Source organism: Planococcus ruber (genome assembly GCF_022819085.1).
GTDB classification, from domain to species: domain Bacteria; phylum Bacillota; class Bacilli; order Bacillales_A; family Planococcaceae; genus Planococcus; species Planococcus ruber.
In genome coordinates this window covers 26,204-49,357 of sequence record NZ_JALHAG010000009.1, presented here as the reverse complement: position 1 = coordinate 49,357, position 23,154 = coordinate 26,204, and the positions used below count along the sequence as shown (strand labels likewise).

Below are 23,154 nucleotides of genomic sequence, written 5' to 3'. Positions count from 1 at the left end.
AATCGCATGAAGTTTAAAATCGGCTTATTGCCGCGAATTATTTTAGCCATTGCTTTGGGCGTCTTGATCGGTTCATTTGCGCCTGAATGGATGGCGCGCATCTTTGCGACATTTACGGCCGTCTTCGGAAATTTTCTTAATTTTGTTGTACCGCTCATTATTCTTGGTTTTATCGCTCCCGGCATTGCAAAGCTGGGAAAAGGATCCGGAAAACTGTTGGGGCTAGCAACAGGCTTTGCCTATACTTCGACAATTGTTGCCGGAATCCTTGCATTCTTTGCAGCAAGTTCCATTTTGCCGAACTTTATGGAGAAAGGTTCCATGAGCGGTGTGGACGATCCGGCAGAATCTTTGGCAACCTCTTTTATCGATATGCCGATGGAGCCGGTTTTTGGCGTCATGACAGCATTGATTTTAGCGTTTTTGCTGGGAATCGGAATGGCTTCGACTGGCAGCAAGACGATGTTCTCATTTTTCGAAGAGTTTCAGTCCATCATTGAGAAAGTAATCACTTATGTGATCATTCCATTGTTGCCGTTCCACATTTTCGGAATTTTTGCCAATATGGCATACGGAGGCGCGGTAGCGAAAATTCTTTCCTTGTTCGCTGTCGTTTTTGTCCTGATCCTCATTTTGCATTGGGTCATGCTCGTGCTTCAATATTCAGCAGCAGGCGCAATGACGAAGAAAAATCCATTTTTCTTATTGAAAACAATGTTGCCCGCTTATTTCACGGCTCTTGGAACGCAGTCATCTGCTGCTACCATTCCGGTAACGGTAAGACAAGCCCGTAAAACTGGAGCGAACGAACGAGTTGTAGATTTTGCAGTGCCGCTGTTTGCGACGATTCATTTGTCCGGCAGCACCATTACTTTGGTTTCTTGTTCAATTGGAGTTCTCTTTTTAAGTGGCCAAACGCCTTCTTTCACTTCGTTTTTGCCTTTCATCTTCATGCTTGGCGTGACGATGATCGCTGCTCCCGGCGTTCCTGGCGGGGCCGTTATGGCGGCGCTTGGTTTGCTTGAAGTGATGCTTGGATTTGATCCGACAATGATTGCTTTAATGATTGCTTTGTATATGGCCCAAGACAGTTTTGGGACAGCCACAAACGTAACAGGCGACGGAGCATTGGCCATGATTGTCGACCGTTTCGCAAACGGCAAAAAGGTTTAGAATACATTTGAAATTTGCTCTATTCCGGCTATTCCCCCAACTATATACGCTTTTATAGGCTTATGCTATTATATGGAAGGATTATGATACCAAGGGGGAAAACATCATGAAAAAACTACTTGCAATCGGCTTTTCGGCTGCATTATTTTTAGGGGCTTGCAGCGATGATACAGCTTCTGATGAAAAAGCTTCAACCGATAAAGAAACAGAAGAAACAACTGAGCAAAATGGGGATGTAAAACAGGAAATGATGAAATTCTATCTTTCCATTTCGAAAACGATCAACGCAGTTGACGGCGACTTGAACGCTTATGAAAATGCCCAAGCGGAAGAAACGCTTCCAGAAGGTTCAGATCTTCAAACAATGAAAGATGCTGCAAAAACTTCAGCAGAAGAATCAGCGAAAGCTGTCGAGGGAATTGAAATTCCTGCTGAGTTGGAAGAGCAGCAAGCAGATCTTGAAACTTCATTCGCATCGATTAAAGAAGCTTACGACATGAAAGCGGAAGAGCTGACAAAAGAAGCGCCTTCTTTTGAAGCAGCAAACGCAAAATTCACAGAGGCTGATGAAAAACTTAACGCATTACTAGAAGAGCAGGGATTAATTCCTTCAAGCCTTCTTAACGAAGTATCTCAATAATCAACTCTGAAGACCCAGCCTAGCCTGGGTCTTTTGTTTTACATCAATTTTATCCGACGATGGGGCTAATTTCAGAAAAATCCGCTTAAATGGGTTTTTGCTGGAAAACAAGGGGTATAATGAGAGTGAAACAAAATCAGAGAGGAATGGTTCATTATCGATTCACACGGAATTGAACATACCGAAAAGATGGAACAGGCGTTTAGAGACGTACACGGATTTGGTATCGACGAATATCAAAACGACACTGACAAGATTGTACAAGTGGAACAACGGAGAGAACGAGATTATCAGCAAGGCCAGCAAGTGGCTGCTCGTTTAGAGCGTCTAGTACACCGTGACTAATAGAAAAGCAGGGCCAGCGCGAATGAGCGCTGGTTTTTTTATTGATATGTATTCTCATTTAGTTGAGCGGTATTGAAAATAAAATTCATGCAGCTCAAATGGAATTTCTCTTTAAAAACCTTGTTAAAATAAGGGTTATAAAATGTTTTTAACACAATTTTTGATTCGGTTTAAAGATTTGCTACTCAAGTGGATTTGGGTTAAGATTAGAATGATACTAATTAAGAATGGTTTCCATTCAAAATTCACTTTATGGAGGTATTTACATGTCAACTTTGGTCATTACAGATTTACACGTTAAAATCGAAGACAAAGAGATTTTAAAAGGTGTGAACTTAACAATTAATACAGGGGAAATCCATGCAATCATGGGACCTAACGGAACTGGGAAATCTACATTGGCTTCAGCTATTATGGGCCATCCTAAATATGAAGTGACGCAAGGAAGCATCACTTTGGACGGCGAAGACGTTCTGGAGATGGAAGTTGATGAACGCGCTCGCGCTGGCCTTTTCCTTGGAATGCAATACCCAAGCGAAATTTCTGGTGTGACGAATGCCGACTTTATGCGTTCGGCTATGAATGCTCGCCGTGAAGAAGGCGATGAAATTTCATTGATGAAATTCATCCGTGAATTGGATAAGAAAATGGACGTTCTTGATATGGACCAGGATATGGCTCAGCGCTACTTGAACGAAGGTTTCTCCGGCGGCGAGAAAAAACGCAACGAAATTCTTCAAATGATGATGATCAAACCGAAAATCGCTGTTCTTGATGAAATCGATTCCGGTTTGGACATTGATGCATTGAAAGTAGTTTCTGAAGGCGTTAACCAAATGAGAGGCGAAGACTTCGGCTGCTTGATCATCACTCACTACCAGCGTTTGCTGAACTACATCACTCCGGACCATGTCCACGTAATGATGCAGGGCCGTGTCGTGAAATCAGGCGGAGAAGAACTTTCTCACAAACTGGAAGCGGAAGGCTATGACTGGATCAAAGCTGAACTTGGAATTGAAGACGAGACTGTAGGACAGGAAGCATAATTGGAAGGGGAGACTAACGTGACGGTTGAAACGAATATTAAAGTGACCGAGCAGGACGTGCGCTCCTTCTCGGCTTCTCATAAAGAACCAGAAGAGTTTACAAACTTGCGCATCCAGGCGCTGGCAGCTGCAGAAGCTTTACCGCTGCCAAAACCGGATAAGACAAAGATCGACAAATGGAATTTCACGGAATTTCCGGTGCACGCTGTGGAGAGCTCAACTTACAGCTCTTTAGAAGAATTGCCGGAAGAAGTGAAATCAGTCGTAGACTTAGAACAAAAAAATATTTATATCCAGCACAATAACACTCCTGCTTACTCGGCTCTTTCAGAAGACTTGAAAGCGAAAGGCGTTATTTTGACGGATATTTTCACGGCAATCCGCGAACATAGCGATCTTGTCGGAAAATACTTCATGAAAGAAGCTGTTCGTGCTGAAGAGCATAAATTGACTTCTCTCCATGCTGCTCTTTTAAATGGCGGTGTGTTCCTATACGTACCTAAAAACGTTGAAATTGAAGAGCCGGTACAAGTGGTATTCATCCACGACGACGAGCAGGCATCTCTTTTCAACCACGTATTGGTTGTAGCGGATACAAGCAGTAAAGTAACGTATGTCGAAAACTATTTCTCAACAATTCCGCATTCTAATGGATTAGCGAATATAGTTTCTGAAGTGATTGCTGAAGACAACGCAAGCATCACTTACGGTGCTGTAGACGTTTTGGCAGAAGGTTTCACAACTTACGTGAATCGCCGCGGAATTGCAAAACGCGATGCACGCATTGAGTGGGCAATCGGCATGATGAACGACAGCGACACGATTTCTGAAAATACAACGCATTTAATCGGCGATAATTCAATCGGCGATACAAAAATGGTAGTTGTCGGACGCGGAACGCAAAAACAAAACTTTACCACTCAAGTAATCCACTGGGGCAAAAACTCTGATGGCCAAATCTTGAAGCATGGTGTCATGAAAGATTCTGCTTCTTCTATCTTTAACGGCATTGGCAAAATCGAGCATGGCGCGACAAAAGCCAATGCTGAACAGGAATCACGCGTATTGATGCTGAGCCCAGCGGCTCGCGGAGATGCGAACCCGATTCTTTTGATTGATGAAGATGATGTAACAGCCGGCCACGCTGCATCTGTCGGCCGCGTTGATCCGCTTCAATTGTATTACTTAATGAGCCGCGGGATTACAAAACAAGAGGCTGAACGTCTTGTTATTCACGGTTTCTTGGCGCCAGTTGTTAATGTGCTGCCAATCGAAGGCGTTAAAAAGCAATTGACGGAGGTTATCGAAAGGAAAGTCCGCTAATGATCAACCAAGAGATAAAAAGCTATTTCCCTATATTAAATCAGGAAATAAATGGCCATCCGCTTGTTTATCTGGATAGCGCAGCTACTTCTCAAAAACCGGTCCAGGTTATCGAAGCGTTAAAGTCTTATTACGAATTCGATAACTCCAACGTCCACCGGGGAGTACATACCCTCGGCAACCGGGCTACGGAAAAATATGAAGGCGCTCGTGAGAAAGTCCGGAATTTCATCAATGCCAATTCAACAGAAGAAGTTGTTTTCCTTCGCGGAACGACAACGGCCATCAACTTAGTAGCGCAAAGCTACGGCAGAGCCAATGTTGAAGAAGGCGATGAAATCGTCATTACTTACATGGAGCACCATTCCAATATCATTCCATGGCAGCAATTGGCAAAAGAACGCGGAGCCATTTTGAAATACGTCGAGCTTGAAGAAGATGGAACGATTTCATTGGAGCAAGTTCGTGCCGCAGTTACTGAACGCACGAAAATCGTTTCCATGGTCTATGTATCCAATGTTCTTGGAACGATGAATCCTGTTAAGGAAGTTGCTGAGATTGCCCATGAAAATGGAGCAGTCATGGTAGTGGACGGAGCACAAGCTGCCCCGCATCTGAAAATTGATGTGCAGCAGTTGGACTGCGATTTCTTCGCTTTTTCCGGGCATAAGATGTGCGGTCCGACAGGCATCGGCGTCCTATACGGCAAAAAAGCTTTATTGAACGACATGGAGCCTGTAGAATTCGGCGGAGAGATGATTGACTTCGTCGGATTATATGACTCTACATGGAAAGAACTGCCTTGGAAATTTGAAGGCGGAACCCCGATTATCGCTGGAGCGGTTGCACTCGGTGCAGCGATCGACTTCTTGAACGAAATCGGATTGAATGAAATTGAAAAACATGAACATCAAATGGCTGCCTATGCGATGGATAAGATGAGTGGAATCGAAGGCCTTTCGATTTACGGACCGAAAGATCCTGCGAAACGGGCGGGCATTGTGACGTTCAACCTGGAGGATGTCCATCCTCATGATGTGGCGACCGTCCTTGATATGAACGGCATTGCTGTTCGCGCCGGCCACCATTGTGCTCAACCTCTTATGAAATGGCTGGAGGTATCAGCTACAGCACGCGCAAGCTTCTATCTCTATAATAACGAGTCGGATATCGACCGTTTAGTAGAAGGATTGCGTTCGGCAAAGGAGTATTTCAACGATGTCTACTAATAACTTAGATCAATTATACCGACGCGTAATCATGGATCATTACAAAACGCCGCGCAATAAAGGCACGCTGGAAAATGAAAACGTAAAAATCGATATGAACAACCCGACGTGCGGCGACCGCATTCATTTGACTTTGCAAGTGGAAGATGGCATCGTTAAAGATGCGAAATTCGACGGAGAAGGATGCTCGATTTCGATGGCATCCGCTTCGATGATGACGCAAGCCGTAAAAGGAAAAGATGTCGATACCGCAATGAAACTTTCAAGCATCTTTTCAGATATGATGCTTGGCAAAGATTATGATGATTCCATTGACCTTGGCGATATTGAAGCCTTGCAAGGCGTTTCCCAATTCCCGGCGCGGATCAAATGTGCCACGCTTGCTTGGAAAGCGATGGAAAAAGGCGTACAAAACGAAGACAAATCGTAACGAAGAACGGAGGAACGATGATGGCTAAAAAAATGCCGGAAATCGGTGATTATAAATATGGGTTCCACGACAAAGACGTATCCGTTTTCCGCTCAAAACGCGGATTGACGGAAGAAATCGTTCGTGAAATCTCAAACATCAAGAGTGAACCGGAATGGATGCTCGAATCACGCTTAAAAGCATTGAAATTGTTCTATTCAATGCCAATGCCGCAATGGGGCGGAGATTTAAACGCTTTGAATTTTGACGAAATTACGTATTATGTAAAACCGTCGGAAGCGAGCCAAACTTCATGGGACGAAGTTCCAGACGAAATCAAAGCCACATTCGACAAATTAGGGATTCCTGAAGCGGAGCAAAAATACCTTGCCGGTGTTTCTGCGCAGTATGAATCAGAAGTGGTTTACCACAACATGAAAGTGGAACTTGAGGACATGGGCATCGTCTTTAAAGACACGGACGCTGCGCTTCGCGAAAACGAAGACCTGTTCAAAGAGTACTGGCAGACGGTTATTCCAGCTGCTGACAATAAATTTGCTGCGCTAAATACAGCGGTATGGTCAGGCGGATCGTTCATCTATGTGCCAAAAGGCGTTAAAGTGGAATCTCCGCTTCAAGCTTATTTCCGCATCAACTCGGAAAACATGGGACAATTCGAACGTACATTGATTATCGTTGATGAAGGCGCAAGCGTTCACTATGTAGAGGGCTGTACAGCACCGGTTTATACAACGAATTCACTTCACTCAGCAGTTGTTGAAATCATTGTGAAAAAAGATGCTTACTGCCGTTATACAACGATCCAAAACTGGGCGAACAACGTCTACAACCTTGTAACAAAACGCGCATTCGTTGATGCGAACGGTACAATGGAATGGATCGACGGCAACATCGGTTCTAAATTGACGATGAAATACCCAGCTGTCTACCTTCGCGGTGAAGGCGCTCGCGGAATGACGCTTTCCATTGCGATTGCAGGGAAAGGGCAGCACCAGGATGCTGGAGCTAAAATGATTCACTTGGCTCCGAATACTTCATCTTCAATTGTTTCGAAATCCATTTCGAAACAAGGCGGTAAAGTATCGTACCGAGGAATTGTCCGTTTCGGCCGTAAAGCGGATGGCGCACGTTCAAACATTGAATGTGACACGTTGATCATGGACAACCAGTCAACTTCAGATACCATCCCTTACAATGAAATCTTGAACGACAATGTTTCATTGGAGCACGAAGCGAAAGTTTCGAAAGTATCGGAAGAGCAATTGTTCTACTTGATGAGCCGCGGCGTTTCTGAGCAAGAAGCGACAGAAATGATCGTAATGGGCTTTATCGAACCGTTCACAAAAGAACTTCCAATGGAATATGCGGTAGAAATGAACCGTTTAATCAAGTTCGAAATGGAAGGCTCTATCGGTTAATTTTCCAATACAGAAAGCCCGGTGCCTATAAGGCGCCGGGCTTTTTTGTTAATCCTGCTCATTTTATCGGCAGCATACCAGTTTCTTAATGGATATTTCTCAATGCTTCCCGTCGGCTGAGCGGCATAAGCGAATGACGTCCCGTAAAAGACCCGACCCATTCCGGATTGGTTTTGGCATATTCCCGCAATGCCCAACCGATCGATTTCTGGATGAAGAATTCTGTAGAGGCTGCGTGCTGCTGAACGATCATAGCCAATAATTCTCTGTCGGTCTCCCGTTTGTATTTCAATTGGTGCAAAATAGCGGCCCGATTTGTCCACATATTATCAGCCTCTGACCATTCAAGCATGATAGCTGATCCCTGCAGCCGGTCTGTAGCCACAACATGGCCGACAATTTTTGGTGCAATCGAATCTACGCTGTCCCACCAAGAGTCGCTTTCAATAAACTGCCTTAAAGCAGGGAGGTCTTTTAGCGTTAACTGGCCCTTCCTTTTTTCAAGCAAAGCGATGGCGGCATAATGATATTCCCGCTCCGGCAAGCGGTATAGTTTCCAGACTTCTTCAATGAGCTGATCGGTTGAAGGCAAGTGATATTCTTCGAACTGCTGTTTTAATAAAGCGTTTCTGAGCGGGGTTTTAATGCCGAGAAAAGGGAATTGGTTGCGCATATAAGCAGCCATCGGCAAAGCCAGCTCCCCATTCCGGTTCGCTTCAAATTTTTCAACAAGTGCTTGATGATCCCACGTTTTTTTCATGGCGGCTTGCTCCTGTTCTATAGATAAGTGTAATTTCGGAAGGAACTGGGAAAAGGGAATAAAGGATATTTTCGCTTTATAAGCATCCTTTTCCTTCAAAGGCAGCTCTTAATAAGACGCCTTATTTTTTCTATGCTATCATAAAATAACAACGAATATTGGAGGCGGACTCATGATATATGTAGGATTGACTGGATGGGGCGACCATCCGGATGTCTATAGCCCAGGTTCTAAAAAAACAGAAAAGTTAATTGACTATAGTGCACATTTTCCAATTGTAGAATTGGATTCTTCTTTCTATGCGGTCCAGCCTGAACGGAATATCCGGAAGTGGATCAACGAAACGCCGGAAGGCTTCCAATTTGTCGTCAAAGCTTACCAGGGGATGACTGGGCATCAACGGGGAGAAAACCCGTTTGAAAGCCGTGACAAAATGTTCGAGGCCTTTATTTTATCGATACGGCCGCTAAAAGAAGCTGGAAAATTGGCGATGGTGCTATTGCAGTTTCCCCCGTGGTTTGATTGCCAAAAAGACAATGTGGAGCAGATCCGTGAAATCACGGGCCGCCTGAAAGAATTCGATCTGGCGGTAGAATTCCGCCATCAATCCTGGTATGCGCCTGAACTTCGCGATAAGACGCTTGAGTTTTTCAGAGAGAACAACCTGATTCACTCTGTCTGCGATGAACCGCAAGCGGGCGAAGGATCGATTCCTTTGGTTCCTGTATCTACACGGGAAGACAAAGTTTTGATACGGCTCCATGGGCGAAATGTCCATGGCTGGCTGAATCCGGGCCATGGCCAAAAATGGCGGGAAGTGCGCTATCTTTACGATTATAATGAAAAAGAACTGGCAGAAATCAGCGAAGCGGCCAAACTTCTGGAAAAATCGACGGACCGGGTTTATATTGTTTTCAATAATAACTCTGGCGGACACGCCGCAGGAGATGCGAAGCAATTCCAGGAAATGAACGGATTGGAATTCAATGGACTATCGCCGAAGCAGCTTGATTTATTCGATGGAGGGTTTTGATGATCTTTCTTTTGATCGCGCTTGTCGGTTTGCTTTCGGGTATCGTCGGAGCGCTAATCGGCCTTGGAGGCGGCGTTATTTTAGTGCCGGCGATGCTTTTTCTCGGAACTTCGTTCGCCTTTTTTCCAGAACTTCCGCCTCAGAAAATTGTCGGGCTATCTGTGATCATGATGATTTTCACCGGCCTGTCCTCTACGCTTTCTTATATGAAAGTCAAGACAGTGGATTACCGGAGCGGCCTGCTCTTTTTTGCCGGCAGCGCACCGGGGACGATTATCGGTGCTTTTGTCAATAAAGGATTGGATCTTCCTTCATTTCAATTGTATTTCGGTATTCTATTGGTTTTTCTGGCCTTGTTATTATTGGTGAAAGACCGGTTAAAAGCGGTCCATTGGTTTGTGCAAAACGGCCGGAATTTCACTTTCCGGGATTCGATGAACAAGGAATATGTATACGGCTATCCTGTGTGGTTTGCGCTGCTATTAACATTTGGCGTAGGCTTTGCCTCTGGTTTATTCGGCATTGGCGGCGGATCGATCATGGTGCCGGCCATGATTCTACTGTTCTTATTTCCTCCCCATGTGGCGGTTGGGACTTCGATGTTCATGGTGTTTTTATCGGCCATTGTCAATTCCATCACCCATCTTTCGCTTGGCAACGTTCCATGGCTTTATACGCTGGCAGTGGTGCCAGGAGCCTATGTCGGGGCAAAAATAGGAGCCGCATGGAATAAAAAAGTGGATTCCGGGACACTCGTCGTTATTTTGCGGATTGCTTTGTTGGTTTTAGGGCTCCGGTCTGTTTACGAAGGAATATTTAGTTCTTAAAGAGGTGTAAGTCATGGGTGAAACCCTTCACATTTATCATACAAACGATGTGCACAGCCATTTTGCAAATTGGCCGCGCATCCGGTCATTACTGAAAGAGCGAAAGCGCTGGCACGAAGAAGCGGGAGATTTTTGCCTAGTCCTGGATATCGGCGACCACGTGGACCGCTCGCACCCTTTCACCGAAGGAACTTCCGGTAAAGGGAATATCGAATTGCTGAACGGCGCAGGCTACGACGCTGTGACCATCGGCAATAATGAAGGCATCACCTTGGCGAAAGAAGAGCTCAATTCGCTTTATCTGCAAGCGGATTTTGAAGTCATTGTGGCGAATTTATTTGATTTGGATGGCAGCCGCCCAGAATGGGCAAAAGCTTTTCATGTAATGGAAACAAAGAGCGGGATAAGGCTGGCTTTGGTCGGGGCTACAGCCGAATTCACGCCGTTCTATCGGCGTTTGGGATGGACAGTGACCGATGCGAAGGATTCAATTGTTCAAGCCGTTGAAACGGTTAAAGATCAAGCGGATTTCATCATCTGCCTGTCTCATCTCGGCATAAAAGAAGATGAACAGCTAGTGGAGTTATGTCCGGAAATCGATGTTTTGCTTGGCGCACACACCCACCACATTTTCCATGAAGGGAAAGTAATAGGGGATACATTGCTTGGAGCGGCAGGCAAATTTGGCATGTACATCGGCCATATCGCGGTCGATTTAGAAACCGGCGCCAAAGAAGCGGATTTAATCGAAACAGCTTTGCTTCAAAGTGTAGAAGAAGATTTTGATGATTTGCTCATTGCACAAGGCAAAGAACAATTGAATGATCCAATTTTCTACAATGAACAGGTACTGGATGCAGACTGGTTTAGGGACTCGAAACTTGCTGAGATGTTTGGGGAAGCGATGATTGAATTTTCAGGTGCGGATTGCGCCATCTTCAATGCAGGCCTCTTTATGGAAAATATGCCGCTCGGGACAGCGACGCGCTACGATTTTCATAAGATGCTGCCACATCCGATCAATCCTTGTTTAATCGAATTGACAGGCGCCGAGCTGAAAGAAATTTATCTGCAATCGTTGAATGCCGATTGGCCGAAAATTGAATTGAAAGGGATGGGTTTCCGGGGAGCGGTTTTCGGCAAAATGATCCGCATCAATCTGTCCATGGAGAATCGGCAATTATTCATCGGGGAAATTCCAGCGAATCCAGACCAAACCTATAAACTGATCACTTTGGATATGTTCACGTTCGGCTATTTTTTCCCGTCCTTGAAACGCGCTCCGAAAAAATACTTTATGCCTGAATTCCTGCGGGATGTATTTAGCCAATATTTCAGAAGCAAAACGTTAAAATGAAAGAATATTCGAACTTGAAACACAGTTGATTTTGTCTTAATTATGGGCTATGCTAACTAAGAAATAAATTATATCGATGGGTAGAGGCTGCGGAATTTATCAGTACGGTGCGCGAGTTTGACAACGTTGAACGCATCTGAAAGGAAATTTTGCCGAAGTTCTTTTTTCACAGTCAATGGAAAAAGTGCTGGGGTCATTCTGAAGAAGAATGGCACTGTCATTTGCGTTTTGCGCAAATGAAGAGCTACAGGGATGTTTGATGTTTGATCACACAGACGAATTGTAGAAGGCTGATTGTACCCTTGGGGAAGACAATCAGCCTTTTTTCTCTTCCATCCTACTAAAAAAGGAGGATTTTTTCATGGAGAATACGATTTTCTCAATTTTGCCGCCAATTATCGCCATTGCGATGGTATTATTGACGCGGCGCGTACTGTTGTCCCTTGGAGCAGGGATTGTCGCGGCAGCATTTATTTACACTTCATTTGCGCCGGTAGCGGCATTAAAAGAGCTCTACATGTCTTTTGCGGTTATTTTTTGGGACGGGGGCTTCAATGCTTATAATGTATTCATTATTCTTTTCTTGCTGCTTTTAGGAGTCATCACCGCTTTTGTCAGCTTGTCTGGCGGAAGCCACGCTTTTGCGGAGTGGGCATCTACTCGGATTAAATCGAGAAGAGGCGCTAAGGTAGTAACAGTAATTTTAGGGATTGTCATTTTCATTGACGATTATTTCAATGCCCTGGCAGTAGGGCAAGTTGCCCGTCCAATTACGGACCGTTATAAAGTATCACGCGCGAAACTCGCTTATTTTATCGATTCGACAGCTGCGCCTGTCTGTGTGGTGTCGCCTGTATCGAGCTGGGGCGCTGCCATTATCGGTATTGTAGCTACCATATTAGCGGGCCAAACTTATGTTGAGTCCTCCGCTCTGGAAGCTTTTATATGGATGGCGCCAATGAACTTCTATGTGGTCGCTTCCCTAGCCATTGTCTTTTTTGTAGCCATCCGCGATGTGGATTTTGGTGAAATGAAAAAGCATGAGAAGCTGGCAATTACGAAAGGCCAATTGTTCGATCCGGCTAAAACAATTCCGGGCGAAATGAAAGAGGAATTTCCAAGCCATTCCCATGGCCGGGTTCTTGATTTATTGTTGCCGATCTTGGTATTGGTTGCCGGAACAGTCGGGGCTATGATTTGGACAGGTTACCAAAACTCAGATCAGGTTTTTGATATCTGGCTGATTTTCGAAAACACGGACGTTCCGGCCTCATTATTAGTGGGCGGAGGCCTCGGAGCTTTAACTTCCATTCTTCTCTATCTATTGCAGATGCGAAAAAATGAAACAGCGACAGCCGGTTGGATAGGAAAAGGAATTTTCGCTGGAATCAAATCGATGATTGGAGCGGTTCTGATCCTTGTATTTGCATGGTCATTGACGTATTTGATTGGCAACCTGGAAACGGGACAGTATTTGGCGGATGTAGTGACGGAAGCAAATATGCCGACTTCCATCTTGCCGGTCTTGCTTTTCTTGCTGGCAGGTGTCATGGCTTTTTCTACCGGTACTTCTTGGGGATCATTCGGTATTTTGCTGCCGATCGCAGGGCAAATCATGTCTCAAGCTGAACCGGAATTATTATTGCCGACGTTGTCAGCAGTTTTAGCTGGCGCTGTATTCGGCGACCACTGTTCGCCGATTTCTGATACGACGATTTTGTCTTCTACAGGAGCTGGGAGCAACCATATGGACCATGTCGTTACTCAGTTGCCATACGCAATTACAGCTGCAGTAATTGCGGCAGTAGGGTATATTGTCATAGGTTTTACCAATTCCCTTTTGCTGGCTTTAGGAGTGGTAATTGTTATTTTAGCGATATTATTCGTTATTTGGTCAAAACGTACAACCTTGTCAGAAAAACATGGGAATATAGAGTGATTGCAAAAGCAGGGAAAAACTTTCTCTGCTTTTTTATTATTCCAGAAATAGCTTTAATTAAAAAAATCGAGAAATTATCTTTACTTTGGTAAACTCCCTCGTTATACTATTTTTAGATTAGCAATAATCTGAAAATAAACAAACTTCCTATTTTTCTGTAAGAAAATTGGAAGGATACTAAGGGGGAAGAGAGATGGAACGTTCGCAATGGGGTACGCGCGCTGGATTTATCATGGCGGCTGTCGGCTCGGCGGTAGGTTTAGGGAACATTTGGCGTTTTCCATATGTTGCCTATGAAAATGGTGGAGGAGCATTCTTTATACCGTACTTATTCGCTCTGTTAACCGCAGGGATACCAATTCTTATTTTGGAATTCACCATTGGCCATAAATACCGGGGATCGGCACCGCTGTCGTTCTTCAGAATGAGCGGGAAGAAATTGGAATGGATGGGATGGTGGGCTGTTTTTGTATCATTCGTCATATCCGTCTACTATGCAGTGATCATTGCATGGGCAATGCGGTACACAATTTTCTCCTTCAATCAAGCTTGGGGAGACGATACAGAAGGATTCCTATTCAATGATTTTCTTCAATTGACTGTACAGCCGGGTGAAACTGGTGGAATAGTATGGGGTGTATTTATTCCGCTGGCACTTGTCTGGATTATTACCCTTGGCATTTTGCTTGCCGGAGTTAAAAAAGGAATTGAAATGGCTAACCGCATTTTCATTCCAACTTTAGTCGTAATTTTCTTGATTGTTGTTATCCGTGCTGTCACATTGGACGGAGCGTCTATGGGATTGGATGCATTCTTCAAACCGAATTTTGATGCCATCATGGATCCTTCGGTTTGGGTAGCGGCTTATGGCCATATTTTCTTCAGTTTATCGGTAGCATTTGCGATTATGATTACTTATGCAAGTTATCTTCCGAAAAAATCGGATATTACCAATAATGCCTTTATCACTGGATTTGCCAACTCGGCCTTCGAATTATTGGCAGGGATCGGCGTTTTCGCAGCACTTGGATTCATGGCTAGCCAACAAGGGGTTGCCGTGGCGGATGTCGCATCAGCTGGCGTCGGATTGGCATTTGTGGTATTCCCGCAGATCATCAATGAATTCCCAGGATTCAATGGCCTGTTCGGTGCATTGTTCTTCCTGTCATTAACGCTTGCTGGATTGACTTCCTTGATTTCCATCACTGAAACTTATGTAGCTGGTTTTTCTGAGAAATTCGGCATTGCGCGCAAAAAAGCGGTTCTGTTCGGCGGCGGTCTTGCTGCATTGATTTCTATCCTATTTGCAACTCAGGGTGGATTGTTCTTCTTGGATCTTGCCGATTACTACATCAACCAATTCGGTGTTGCATTCATCGGACTAGTCGAAGTGGTCCTGGTTGTTTGGGTATTCCGCAAAGCCGGTATGCTTCAGGAACACGCCAATGCTATTTCCGATATCCGCCTTGGCGGCTGGTGGAAATTCAGCTTAGGCATCATCACACCGATCGTTTTAGGTTATATGATGTTTGGACTATTGAAACTGAATATCCTTCAGGAATTTGATAATGAAACTGGGAACTATGAGGGCTACTCCAATATGTTTACATTAACTGGAGGAGTCGCAGTAGCGGCAGGTGCACTTGTTCTCGGGATCCTCTTCTCCATCGGCAAATGGCATAAAGACCATGCGCAATACGAAGAAAACAAATAAGGGAGGTTCACCATATGTCAACAAGTGCAATTATCGTCATGATCATTGGAATGGTAATTATCTGGGGCGGCTTAGCTGCCAGTATTGGGAACGCCGTTAGTAAAAGCAAAGCTAAGCGAAGTGTATAACCTTCCCTTTCCATAGTGCAATAGCAGTAGCCCGGAAGCTAACCCGCTTCCGGGTTTTTCATTTTACAGAAGATGGCAGATGCTGTTGTGAGCAAAGATAGAATATGGTACATTTGGAAAGGATAATAAGCGAATACCGAAAACCAAGGAACGAAGGGATGATGTAGTTGTGTCAGAAAAGCAGGAACATCTTAGAAAGCCCGATTGGTTAAAAATTAAGCTTAATACAAATGAAAACTACACAGATTTAAAGAAAATGATGCGTGAAAATAACTTGAATACCGTCTGCGAAGAAGCGAAATGCCCTAATATTCATGAATGCTGGGGGAGCCGCCGTACGGCCACCTTCATGATTTTAGGGGCAGTCTGCACACGGGCTTGCCGGTTTTGTGCGGTTCAAACCGGCCTTCCGAATGAACTGGATCTTCAAGAGCCGGAGCGGGTCGCAGATTCTGTGAAGCTCATGAATTTAAAGCATACGGTCATCACGGCGGTTGCCCGTGACGACTTAAGAGACGGCGGTTCTGAAGTATTTGCAGAAACGGTTCGTGCGATCAAACGGAAAAATCCGTTTACGACAGTCGAAGTTCTGCCTTCCGACATGGGAGGAAGCGAAGAGAATTTAAGGACGTTGATGGATGCACAGCCGGATATTTTAAACCATAATATTGAAACGGTAAGGCGTTTGACGCCAAGAGTAAGAGCACGTGCAAAATATGACCGTTCGCTGGAGCTGCTTCGGCGCTCCAAAGAAATGTATCCGGACATTCCAACTAAATCTTCTTTGATGATCGGACTTGGCGAGACGAAAGAAGAAATTATGGAAGTGATGGATGATTTGCGTGCCAATGGCGTAGACATCATGACCATCGGCCAATATTTGCAGCCTTCCAAAAAGCACTTGAAGGTGTTGAAATATTATTCGCCGAAAGAATTCAAAGAGCTCTGGGAAATTGCAATGGCGAAAGGTTTCTCGCATTGCCAAGCAGGGCCATTGGTGCGGAGCAGCTATCACGCGGATGAGCAAGTGAATGCCGCTGCAAAAGAACGTCAACGTCTCGGAGATCAGCAAGTTGCAGGAGTGAACAGTTAAGAGGTGAAGACGAACATGATTATAGTTGATAAATGGCAATACGAAGTGGTGATCGATTACCGCGACGGCTTCCAAGAAGAAGCTTTGAACAATCGTTACAGCGAAATCCTTTCCAAATACGATTACATTCTGGGCGATTGGGGATACGGCCAATTGCGTTTGAAGGGCTTTTTTGAAGATACGAACCATAAAGCTACGTACGATACAAAAATCAGCACATTGCAGGATTATCTCTATGAATACTGCAATTTTGGCTGCGCTTATTTTGTCATCAAAAAAGTCGGAAAAGCGCCGGAGCCAGCACCGGAAACGAAAGAAATTCCAGAACCAGCTACTGAAACCCTCGAAGCGGATGCATGATCCGCCGAGGGTTTTTCTTTGCGCCTATGATATGATAGAAGGTGGGAATACGATGAAAAGAACAGACCATCAGGAGGGTATAAGATGTATTTTATTGACCGGAACAAAATTACAGACACCGTAACTTATATGGGGAAATTAATCGATCTTTATGAAGAGAAGGAGCAATGGGCTTCTTTCACGGAAGAACTTGCCTTGGAACGCATAGCAAGCAATATCATTGAATCGATTGTTGATGTAGGCAACTCGATGATTGATGGGTTCATCATGCGCGATCCGGGAAGCTACGAAGACATTATTGATATCTTGACGGATGAAAAAGTAGTGACGCCTGAAATGGATGAACCGTTAAAACAGGTCATTGGCTTGCGGAAAATGCTGGTGCGTGAATTTGCGGCTGTCAATCATCAGGAGCTGCAGGAAGTGTTGAACCAGAACCTGGAAGAGCTAAAGAGTTTCGGGCCAAAAGTGGAATATTACTTGGAGCACGAATTGGGGCCAGTTTCAGCGTTTTTGCCGGAGAATAAAAATGAAAAATTATAAAGCTTATTGCCTGGATTTAGATGGAACGGTTTACCGGGGAAAAGAAGCCGTGCCGGATGCGCCAGGATTTGTGGCGCGTCTTCAAGCTAAGGGCATCGAACCTTTCTTTGTCACGAATAATGCTTCGATGACGCAGGCGCAGCTGAATGCGAAACTCGCAACGTTCGGTATTGTGACGGAAAATAAGCAAATCATGTCGTCTGCCATTGCTGCTGCCAAATACATCAGCCGCTGGTATCCAAATAAAAGCGTTTATATGATCGGCTCCGATGGGTTGAAGGATGCGCTTCAGCAGGAAGGCATTGAGCAAGTGGAAGAAAATTCGGATGTTGTAGTGATGGGGATCGATCCCGATATCAATTATGAAAAATTGGCGGTTGCCTGCCTGGAAATTCGAAAAGGGGCAGTTTTCTTATCAACAAACCGCGATCTCGCTTTTCCTTCGGAACGCGGGCTGGTGCCTGGAAACGGAGCGTTTACTACATTGGTGGCTGCTTCGACGGGCGTGGAGCCGGTATATATCGGCAAACCGGAAGGGCATATGCTGGATGCCATTCTTTATGAGCACGGATTCGAAAAAGAAGAAATGGTCATGGTAGGGGACAACTACGAAACGGATATTTTAGCGGGCATCCATTTCGGTATTGATACTGTGCATGTCAATACAGGCGTCACGCCGATGGAAGAAGTGCTGGAGAAAGATGTTCAGCCTACCTATGCTTTAGAGAATCTGGCGTTATGGGAAGTTTAAGCCTGGTGAATTTCGGGCAAAAAAAATTAAGCCGCGGAAAGCGGCCTAAAATAATGGGTTTTCTTCTATAAACTCATAGACTTTCTGAGTCAACTCTTCAGGCGTATCGGCTTCAACGATTTCGCCGTTAACCAACGCATATAAGGATTCTGCACATTGGGTGCAGTAACTTAAACAGCCATATTCCAATACATCCAAATTTGAATCGCTTTCCAATTTCTCAAACGATTCCTGTGATCCGTTTGCCATGTTGCTAATACAAAATTCAACAATCGGTTTCATTTTGGTCACCTCGCTACTACGAAATCCTACCTTTTTTTATAGCGATAGTCAATTATTTGATTTCTTTAGAATGTATTGTGAAAGTTATCACAATCAGCTATACTCATATTTGAGAAATTAAGCAGACAGATGAAATTAAAGGAGATTTTTATGCGAAAACTAGTCTTACTTGGCGGAGGATACGGCAATATGCGTATATTGCTTCGTTTGTTGCCAAACAATTTACCCTTGGATACAGAAATCATCTTGATCGACCGCACCCCTTTCCACAGTATGAAAACAGAATTCTATGCACTTGCAGCGGGAACAGCATCCGACCATGAGGTTCGAGTAGCTTTCCCGGAAAGCGACCGCTTATCGCTCGTTCATGGTGAAATTCTGGAAATCGATTTGGAAGACAAATGCGTGCTGATGGAAAATGGAGACCGCGTTCAATACGATGATCTGGTGATCGGATTAGGCTGCGAAGACAAATACCACAGCGTGCCGGGAGCGGATGAATTCACATACAGCATCCAGACGATCGGCAAGTCGCGCGAAACATTCAAAACACTTTTAGGATTGCCGTCAGGCGCAGTCGTCGGCATTGTCGGAGCCGGCCTTAGCGGGATTGAGCTCGCAAGTGAATTGCGCGAAAGCAGACGCGATTTGAACATTAAATTATTCGACCGCAGCCCGCGGATTTTGCGTGATTTCCCGGAGCGTTTGAGTAATTTCGTGAAAAAGTGGTTTGATAACCACAATGTAGATGTAGTTTCCAATTCAAATATCACAAAAGTGGAGCCGAATCTTCTTTATAACCACGAAGAAACGATTCCAGTTGACGCTGTTGTCTGGACAGCCGGCATTCAGCCGGTTAAACCGGTTCGCGATCTGGGACTTGAAAGCGACAGCAGCGGACGCGTTGTCATCAACCAATACCATCAATTGCCGAACGACGAACATGTCTATGTAGTTGGGGACTGTGCAGCGCTGCCGATGGCTCCATCTGCGCAGCTTGCTGAAGAACAGGCGGAACAGATTGTTGAAGTATTGAAGCTGACTTGGAGAGACAAGCCGCTTCCTGAAAGCATGCCGGAAATTAAATTAAAAGGCTTCCTTGGCTCCCTCGGGAAAAAACAAGGGTTTGCTTACCTGGCCGACCGGACGGTTACCGGACGAATTGCGCGTCTGATGAAATCCGGCGTGCTTTGGATGTACAAATGGCATAATGGCTGATTCAAGAAAAGCGCGCTCATCTGATGATGAGTGCGCTTTTTTATATTAGTATTTATTCGGTTGCGGCAAAGCCGTGTTTTTCAAGTTCTTTGTAGACCGGCTTCAGTTGAATGTAGCCTTCGCCGACCACTTCGCCTTCCACCAGCACAAGCGGGTAGAAAAATTCATCGTCTAGGATGCGCTCGGCGTAGTCTTTTTGGTGCGCTTCCGTTTGCGGTTTCTCAATATCGATATACGTAATTGAAAATGGCTGGCCTTTGTATTTTCGAGAAATTGCCGCTTGCAGCCATTCATACGTATCAATGGAAGAAGGGGCATTCACGCAGCTTGCACAGATCACTTCGGTTCCGTACACTTCGATGGAAATTTCTTTTGTCATTTTCTAGACCTCCTGGAAATTCAATAGTGGCTTTTTCTACTCAATCACATTATAATGATTATAATGAAAGGAGTCGATATTAATGACTGAAGCTTTGATGGAAGATCAAGTAATGGAAGTCTTAGATAAATTACGTCCATTCCTTTTGCGTGACGGCGGGGACTGTGAATTAGTGGATGTAGAAGATGGGATCGTAAAACTTCGTCTTCTTGGTGCATGCGGAAGCTGCCCAAGTTCGACCATTACCTTAAAAGCGGGGATTGAACGTGCGTTAATGGAAGAAGTTCCTGGCGTTGTTGAAGTAGAACAAGTATTTTAATGCCAAGGGACCTTTCATAGGTCCCTTTTTTGCTACATATTGAAACTGGCAGAGCGGGTTGCTTGAATGGCTTTGCGCAATCTTGCTATGATGGGTATAAGGAGGCGATAATATGGCACAAGTAGTGGAGCTTACAGAAGCAGCTTCTTTCCAAGTGAAAGAAATGATGCGCCATAACGAAGAAGAAGGCGCATTTCTTCGTGTCGCTGTAAAAGGCGGCGGCTGCAGCGGATTGACGTACGGCATGGGGTTTGAAAAAGAGCACGGTCCAGAAGACGATGTGCTCGAACAATTTGGGCTTCAAATTTTGGTGGCAAAAGAAGACGCCCCTATTTTAAATGGGACAGTCGTTGATTACAAACAGTCGTTGATGGGCGGCGGATTTACGATCGAAAATCCAAACGCGATCGCTTCATGCGGATGCGGGACTTCGTTCCGGACGGCTAAAAAAGCGGGTACACCTGAGAACTGCTGATACTTAAAGAACGCCTGCCTTTTACTTTGTAGAAGGCAGGTGTTTTATTTTGCCGATATGTGCTGTTTTGCGGCAGAAAAGCGAACGCTGGAATGGCTATCTCGTGAAAGCTTTTGCCAATACGGGCCGAAGCTCTTGGAAAGCGGGAGAATCCAGTTGAAATCAACTGGTAAAAGGGCTAATATAGAGGGTAGGAGTTTATTGGCACTACTATGATTTCTAATTAAACTTTTTCTGTTTAAAAAAATGACTTGAAGGTGGTTGCGATTGTGTTGAAAAGACCGTCAATATTAGTATTAGGAGCAGGTTACGGTGGATTGATGACTGTAGTTAACTTGCAAAAAGTTCTTGGCACTGATGCCGCAGATATTACGTTGATCAATAAAAACGAATACCATTACGAAAGCACTTGGCTGCATGAAGCAGCAGCTGGTACATTGTTGCCAGAGCAAGTTCGCTATGATATCAAAGATGTTATTGACAGCGTAAAAACAAAATTCGTCCAAGCGACAGTTGAAGCAATTGATGTTGCAGGCAAAAAAGTGACAACTGACAATGGTGTGTTTACATACGATTATCTAGTGATCGGTTTAGGCTTCGAAGGAGAAACTTTCGGAATTCCTGGATTGGACAAATACGCACTTTCAATTGCGAACGTCAAAGCTGCCCGTTATATCCGTGAGCATATTGAATTCCAATTTGCGACGTGGTCTACAGAAGATGTAAAAGACGACAGCCGTTTGACAATCGTTGTAGGCGGAGCCGGATTTACAGGAATCGAGTTCTTAGGGGAACTGGGTAACCGTGTACCGGAATTATGCAAAGAGTATGACGTTCCTCGCGAAAAAGTTCGCGTAGTTTGTGTAGAGGCGGCCCCAATGGTATTGCCTGGATTTGATCCTGAACTTGTCAGCTATGCAGTTGGCCATTTAGAATCTAAAGGCATCGAGTTCTCAATTGGCACTCCAGTCGTTGAAGCTACTCCAGAAGGCGTTAACATCAAAAAAGGCGATGATGAGTTTGAATTCATCAAAGCAGGGACAGTTGTTTGGGCTGCTGGAGTTCGCGGAAGCAAGCTAATCGAAGAATCAGGCATCGAAAACATGCGTGCTCGCGTAAAAGTGGATGCAGACCTTCGTGCTCCTGGACATTCAGATGTATTCGTGATCGGTGACTGTGCATTGATGATCAACGAAGAAACGAACCGTCCATACCCACCGACTGCTCAAATTGCAATGCAGCAAGGGCAGGCAGTGGCAAACAACATCAATGCTTTGATCAAAGGCGAAGAAACACATCCGTTCGTTCCTGACCTTAAAGGAACAGTTTGCTCATTAGGTGAAAATGACGCAATCGGTGTGGTATTCGGTAAGAAAATCACTGGTAAACGCGCTTCCTTCATGAAGAAAATGATCGATAACCGTGCACTTCTGATGGTTGGCGGACCAGGATTAGTGATGAAAAAAGGTAAATTCAACGTTCTATAAGAGAAGCAAAGGCTCCCATCTTGAACTGCACTGAAATTGTTGGATAATCATCTGGCAATGGAAGCGCCGTTTAGTTGGGGGCTTTTTTTGTTAAAGGAGCTGAAGGCATGAAAAGGAACAAACGGGGCAATGTCTGGTTAGGGGCAGCGGGTTTAGTGATGAATTCAAAAAACCAATGGCTGGTTGTTAAGAAAAGATACGGCGGCCTTAATGGCAAATGGTCATTGCCGGCAGGGTTTGTAAATGGGGATGAAACCATCGATCAGGCCGCTATGCGAGAAGTGAAAGAAGAAACCGGAATCGACTGTACGCTGCTTGGGTTCGTGGGTTTCCGTTCAGGAGTCATTCGAGAAGAAGTGAGCGATAATATGGGGATATTCCTATTGAAGCCGGTAGATGACGAGCAAAGAATCCAAGCGCAGCAAGACGAATTATACGAAGCGGCGTGGCGATCTCCTGAAGAGCTATCGGCAGATCTAGACGCTTCGGTCATGCTTCATGAAATGGCGGATTTTCTGCTTGATGAAGGGTTTGAAGCCATTGAAGACGTAGATCCGGGGGATGTATTCGGGTATTCTTCCTATAAACTATTCTTTAAAAAATAGAGGATAAAAGAGGAAAAAAGCGCATACGTGAGATAAAGATGGATGTATCCGTTTACATTTTATTGAATTTTCTTGCAAGTATAAAATAACCGTGTTATATTATCAGAATATTAAAACGATAACAGGAGGAGGTGTTTCGAATGACTATCTTCAAAAAAGCAAAGTCTGCGAACCAGTGCCCTTATTGCGGCGGCAAAGGCTATTTCCAGTTGCGTTTAGGCGGTTCGGAAACGTGCTCCTGCTGTTCAGGATCCGGCAAAAAATAACGGCGTCATCAATG

General features: G+C 44.7%; 27 protein-coding genes and 1 riboswitch. Of the genes, 24 read left to right on the top strand and 3 right to left on the bottom strand.

Features of this window, described 5'->3' with window-relative positions; all coding sequences use genetic code 11:
- Positions 1-6: 6 nt before the first annotated feature.
- The 8 genes from MTR82_RS11430 (at position 7) to sufB (ending at position 7,604) form a co-directional block, all read left to right on the top strand.
- On the top strand, positions 7-1,173 hold the full coding sequence (locus MTR82_RS11430) for a dicarboxylate/amino acid:cation symporter (RefSeq protein WP_246809139.1): 1,167 nt from the start codon (positions 7-9) through the stop codon (positions 1,171-1,173).
- Between the two features lie 106 nt (positions 1,174-1,279).
- The gene (locus tag MTR82_RS11425; protein ID WP_246809137.1) at positions 1,280-1,813 is read left to right on the top strand and encodes a hypothetical protein; all 534 of its coding nucleotides are present in this window, start codon (positions 1,280-1,282) and stop codon (positions 1,811-1,813) included.
- 189 nt (positions 1,814-2,002) lie between these two features.
- Positions 2,003-2,158 carry a YuzK family famiily protein gene (locus MTR82_RS17210; protein ID WP_481859807.1) on the top strand — a complete coding sequence of 52 codons (156 nt, stop codon included), beginning with the start codon at positions 2,003-2,005 and terminating at the stop codon, positions 2,156-2,158.
- A gap of 266 nt (positions 2,159-2,424) precedes the next feature.
- Positions 2,425-3,204, top strand: coding sequence for a Fe-S cluster assembly ATPase SufC (gene sufC, locus MTR82_RS11420; protein ID WP_052652180.1), 780 nt, complete (start codon positions 2,425-2,427; stop codon positions 3,202-3,204).
- An 18-nt stretch (positions 3,205-3,222) separates the two neighbouring features.
- The gene (gene sufD, locus MTR82_RS11415; protein WP_052654576.1) at positions 3,223-4,527 is read left to right on the top strand and encodes a Fe-S cluster assembly protein SufD; all 1,305 of its coding nucleotides are present in this window, start codon (positions 3,223-3,225) and stop codon (positions 4,525-4,527) included.
- Entirely contained in the window at positions 4,527-5,756 is a 1,230-nt protein-coding gene (locus tag MTR82_RS11410; RefSeq protein ID WP_052652179.1) for a cysteine desulfurase, read from the top strand. The genes sufD and MTR82_RS11410 overlap by 1 nt, the downstream gene beginning before the upstream one ends.
- A complete protein-coding gene (gene sufU, locus MTR82_RS11405; RefSeq protein ID WP_052652178.1) occupies positions 5,746-6,186 on the top strand; it encodes a Fe-S cluster assembly sulfur transfer protein SufU in 441 nt (146 codons plus the stop codon). The genes MTR82_RS11410 and sufU overlap by 11 nt, the downstream gene beginning before the upstream one ends.
- A 20-nt stretch (positions 6,187-6,206) precedes the next feature.
- Positions 6,207-7,604, top strand: coding sequence for a Fe-S cluster assembly protein SufB (sufB, locus tag MTR82_RS11400; RefSeq protein WP_052652177.1), 1,398 nt, complete (start codon positions 6,207-6,209; stop codon positions 7,602-7,604).
- Positions 7,605-7,689: 85 nt separating this feature from the next.
- Here sufB and MTR82_RS11395 read toward each other — a convergent pair whose 3' ends face one another.
- Entirely contained in the window at positions 7,690-8,364 is a 675-nt protein-coding gene (locus MTR82_RS11395) for a DNA alkylation repair protein (RefSeq protein ID WP_246809136.1), read from the bottom strand.
- A gap of 172 nt (positions 8,365-8,536) precedes the next feature.
- Here MTR82_RS11395 and MTR82_RS11390 point away from each other — a divergent pair, with 172 nt between their 5' ends.
- The 10 genes from MTR82_RS11390 (at position 8,537) to MTR82_RS11345 (ending at position 18,109) form a co-directional block, all read left to right on the top strand.
- Positions 8,537-9,397: a DUF72 domain-containing protein gene (locus MTR82_RS11390; protein ID WP_052652176.1), complete on the top strand. Its 861-nt coding sequence runs from the start codon at positions 8,537-8,539 to the stop codon at positions 9,395-9,397.
- Positions 9,397-10,224 carry a sulfite exporter TauE/SafE family protein gene (locus MTR82_RS11385; RefSeq protein WP_052652175.1) on the top strand — a complete coding sequence of 276 codons (828 nt, stop codon included), beginning with the start codon at positions 9,397-9,399 and terminating at the stop codon, positions 10,222-10,224. The genes MTR82_RS11390 and MTR82_RS11385 overlap by 1 nt, the downstream gene beginning before the upstream one ends.
- A 13-nt stretch (positions 10,225-10,237) precedes the next feature.
- Positions 10,238-11,581: a bifunctional metallophosphatase/5'-nucleotidase gene (locus MTR82_RS11380; protein ID WP_052652173.1), complete on the top strand. Its 1,344-nt coding sequence runs from the start codon at positions 10,238-10,240 to the stop codon at positions 11,579-11,581.
- 73 nt (positions 11,582-11,654) lie between these two features.
- A riboswitch (Lysine riboswitch) is annotated at positions 11,655-11,836 on the top strand.
- A gap of 106 nt (positions 11,837-11,942) precedes the next feature.
- On the top strand, positions 11,943-13,520 hold the full coding sequence (locus MTR82_RS11375) for a Na+/H+ antiporter NhaC family protein (protein WP_246809135.1): 1,578 nt from the start codon (positions 11,943-11,945) through the stop codon (positions 13,518-13,520).
- Between the two features lie 193 nt (positions 13,521-13,713).
- Positions 13,714-15,234 (top strand): sodium-dependent transporter, encoded by a 1,521-nt coding sequence (locus MTR82_RS11370; RefSeq protein WP_052652169.1) that lies wholly within the window; start codon positions 13,714-13,716, stop codon positions 15,232-15,234.
- Between the two features lie 14 nt (positions 15,235-15,248).
- The gene (locus MTR82_RS11365) at positions 15,249-15,362 is read left to right on the top strand and encodes a methionine/alanine import family NSS transporter small subunit (RefSeq protein ID WP_110925629.1); all 114 of its coding nucleotides are present in this window, start codon (positions 15,249-15,251) and stop codon (positions 15,360-15,362) included.
- A 133-nt stretch (positions 15,363-15,495) separates the two neighbouring features.
- Positions 15,496-16,455, top strand: coding sequence for a lipoyl synthase (gene lipA / locus MTR82_RS11360; RefSeq protein WP_341801987.1), 960 nt, complete (start codon positions 15,496-15,498; stop codon positions 16,453-16,455).
- A gap of 15 nt (positions 16,456-16,470) precedes the next feature.
- Complete coding sequence (locus tag MTR82_RS11355) at positions 16,471-16,815, top strand: YutD family protein (RefSeq protein ID WP_246809131.1); 345 nt, start codon at positions 16,471-16,473, stop codon at positions 16,813-16,815.
- Between the two features lie 84 nt (positions 16,816-16,899).
- Positions 16,900-17,358 carry a DUF86 domain-containing protein gene (locus MTR82_RS11350; RefSeq protein WP_246809129.1) on the top strand — a complete coding sequence of 153 codons (459 nt, stop codon included), beginning with the start codon at positions 16,900-16,902 and terminating at the stop codon, positions 17,356-17,358.
- Positions 17,345-18,109, top strand: a complete 765-nt coding sequence (locus MTR82_RS11345) for a TIGR01457 family HAD-type hydrolase (RefSeq protein WP_246809127.1) — start codon at positions 17,345-17,347, stop codon at positions 18,107-18,109. The genes MTR82_RS11350 and MTR82_RS11345 overlap by 14 nt, the downstream gene beginning before the upstream one ends.
- Before the next feature lie 45 nt (positions 18,110-18,154).
- Here MTR82_RS11345 and MTR82_RS11340 read toward each other — a convergent pair whose 3' ends face one another.
- Entirely contained in the window at positions 18,155-18,391 is a 237-nt protein-coding gene (locus MTR82_RS11340) for a YuzB family protein (RefSeq protein ID WP_246809121.1), read from the bottom strand.
- A gap of 150 nt (positions 18,392-18,541) precedes the next feature.
- Here MTR82_RS11340 and MTR82_RS11335 point away from each other — a divergent pair, with 150 nt between their 5' ends.
- Positions 18,542-19,609, top strand: a complete 1,068-nt coding sequence (locus MTR82_RS11335) for an NAD(P)/FAD-dependent oxidoreductase (protein ID WP_052652157.1) — start codon at positions 18,542-18,544, stop codon at positions 19,607-19,609.
- A 52-nt stretch (positions 19,610-19,661) separates the two neighbouring features.
- Here MTR82_RS11335 and MTR82_RS11330 read toward each other — a convergent pair whose 3' ends face one another.
- Positions 19,662-19,988 carry a YuzD family protein gene (locus tag MTR82_RS11330; protein WP_246809119.1) on the bottom strand — a complete coding sequence of 109 codons (327 nt, stop codon included), beginning with the start codon at positions 19,986-19,988 and terminating at the stop codon, positions 19,662-19,664.
- Positions 19,989-20,070: 82 nt separating this feature from the next.
- On the opposite strand from MTR82_RS11330, the gene MTR82_RS11325 reads away from it, so the two are divergent.
- From MTR82_RS11325 to MTR82_RS11305, 5 genes are all read left to right on the top strand, one after another.
- Positions 20,071-20,307, top strand: a complete 237-nt coding sequence (locus MTR82_RS11325; protein WP_052652153.1) for a NifU family protein — start codon at positions 20,071-20,073, stop codon at positions 20,305-20,307.
- A 112-nt stretch (positions 20,308-20,419) separates the two neighbouring features.
- The gene (locus tag MTR82_RS11320; protein WP_052652151.1) at positions 20,420-20,782 is read left to right on the top strand and encodes a HesB/IscA family protein; all 363 of its coding nucleotides are present in this window, start codon (positions 20,420-20,422) and stop codon (positions 20,780-20,782) included.
- Positions 20,783-21,054: 272 nt separating this feature from the next.
- Positions 21,055-22,269: an NAD(P)/FAD-dependent oxidoreductase gene (locus MTR82_RS11315; RefSeq protein ID WP_235199276.1), complete on the top strand. Its 1,215-nt coding sequence runs from the start codon at positions 21,055-21,057 to the stop codon at positions 22,267-22,269.
- A gap of 107 nt (positions 22,270-22,376) precedes the next feature.
- Positions 22,377-22,874 carry an NUDIX domain-containing protein gene (locus MTR82_RS11310; RefSeq protein WP_246809118.1) on the top strand — a complete coding sequence of 166 codons (498 nt, stop codon included), beginning with the start codon at positions 22,377-22,379 and terminating at the stop codon, positions 22,872-22,874.
- Between the two features lie 140 nt (positions 22,875-23,014).
- Complete coding sequence (locus MTR82_RS11305; RefSeq protein ID WP_199876618.1) at positions 23,015-23,140, top strand: YuiA family protein; 126 nt, start codon at positions 23,015-23,017, stop codon at positions 23,138-23,140.
- The last annotated feature ends 14 nt before the right edge of the window (positions 23,141-23,154 follow it).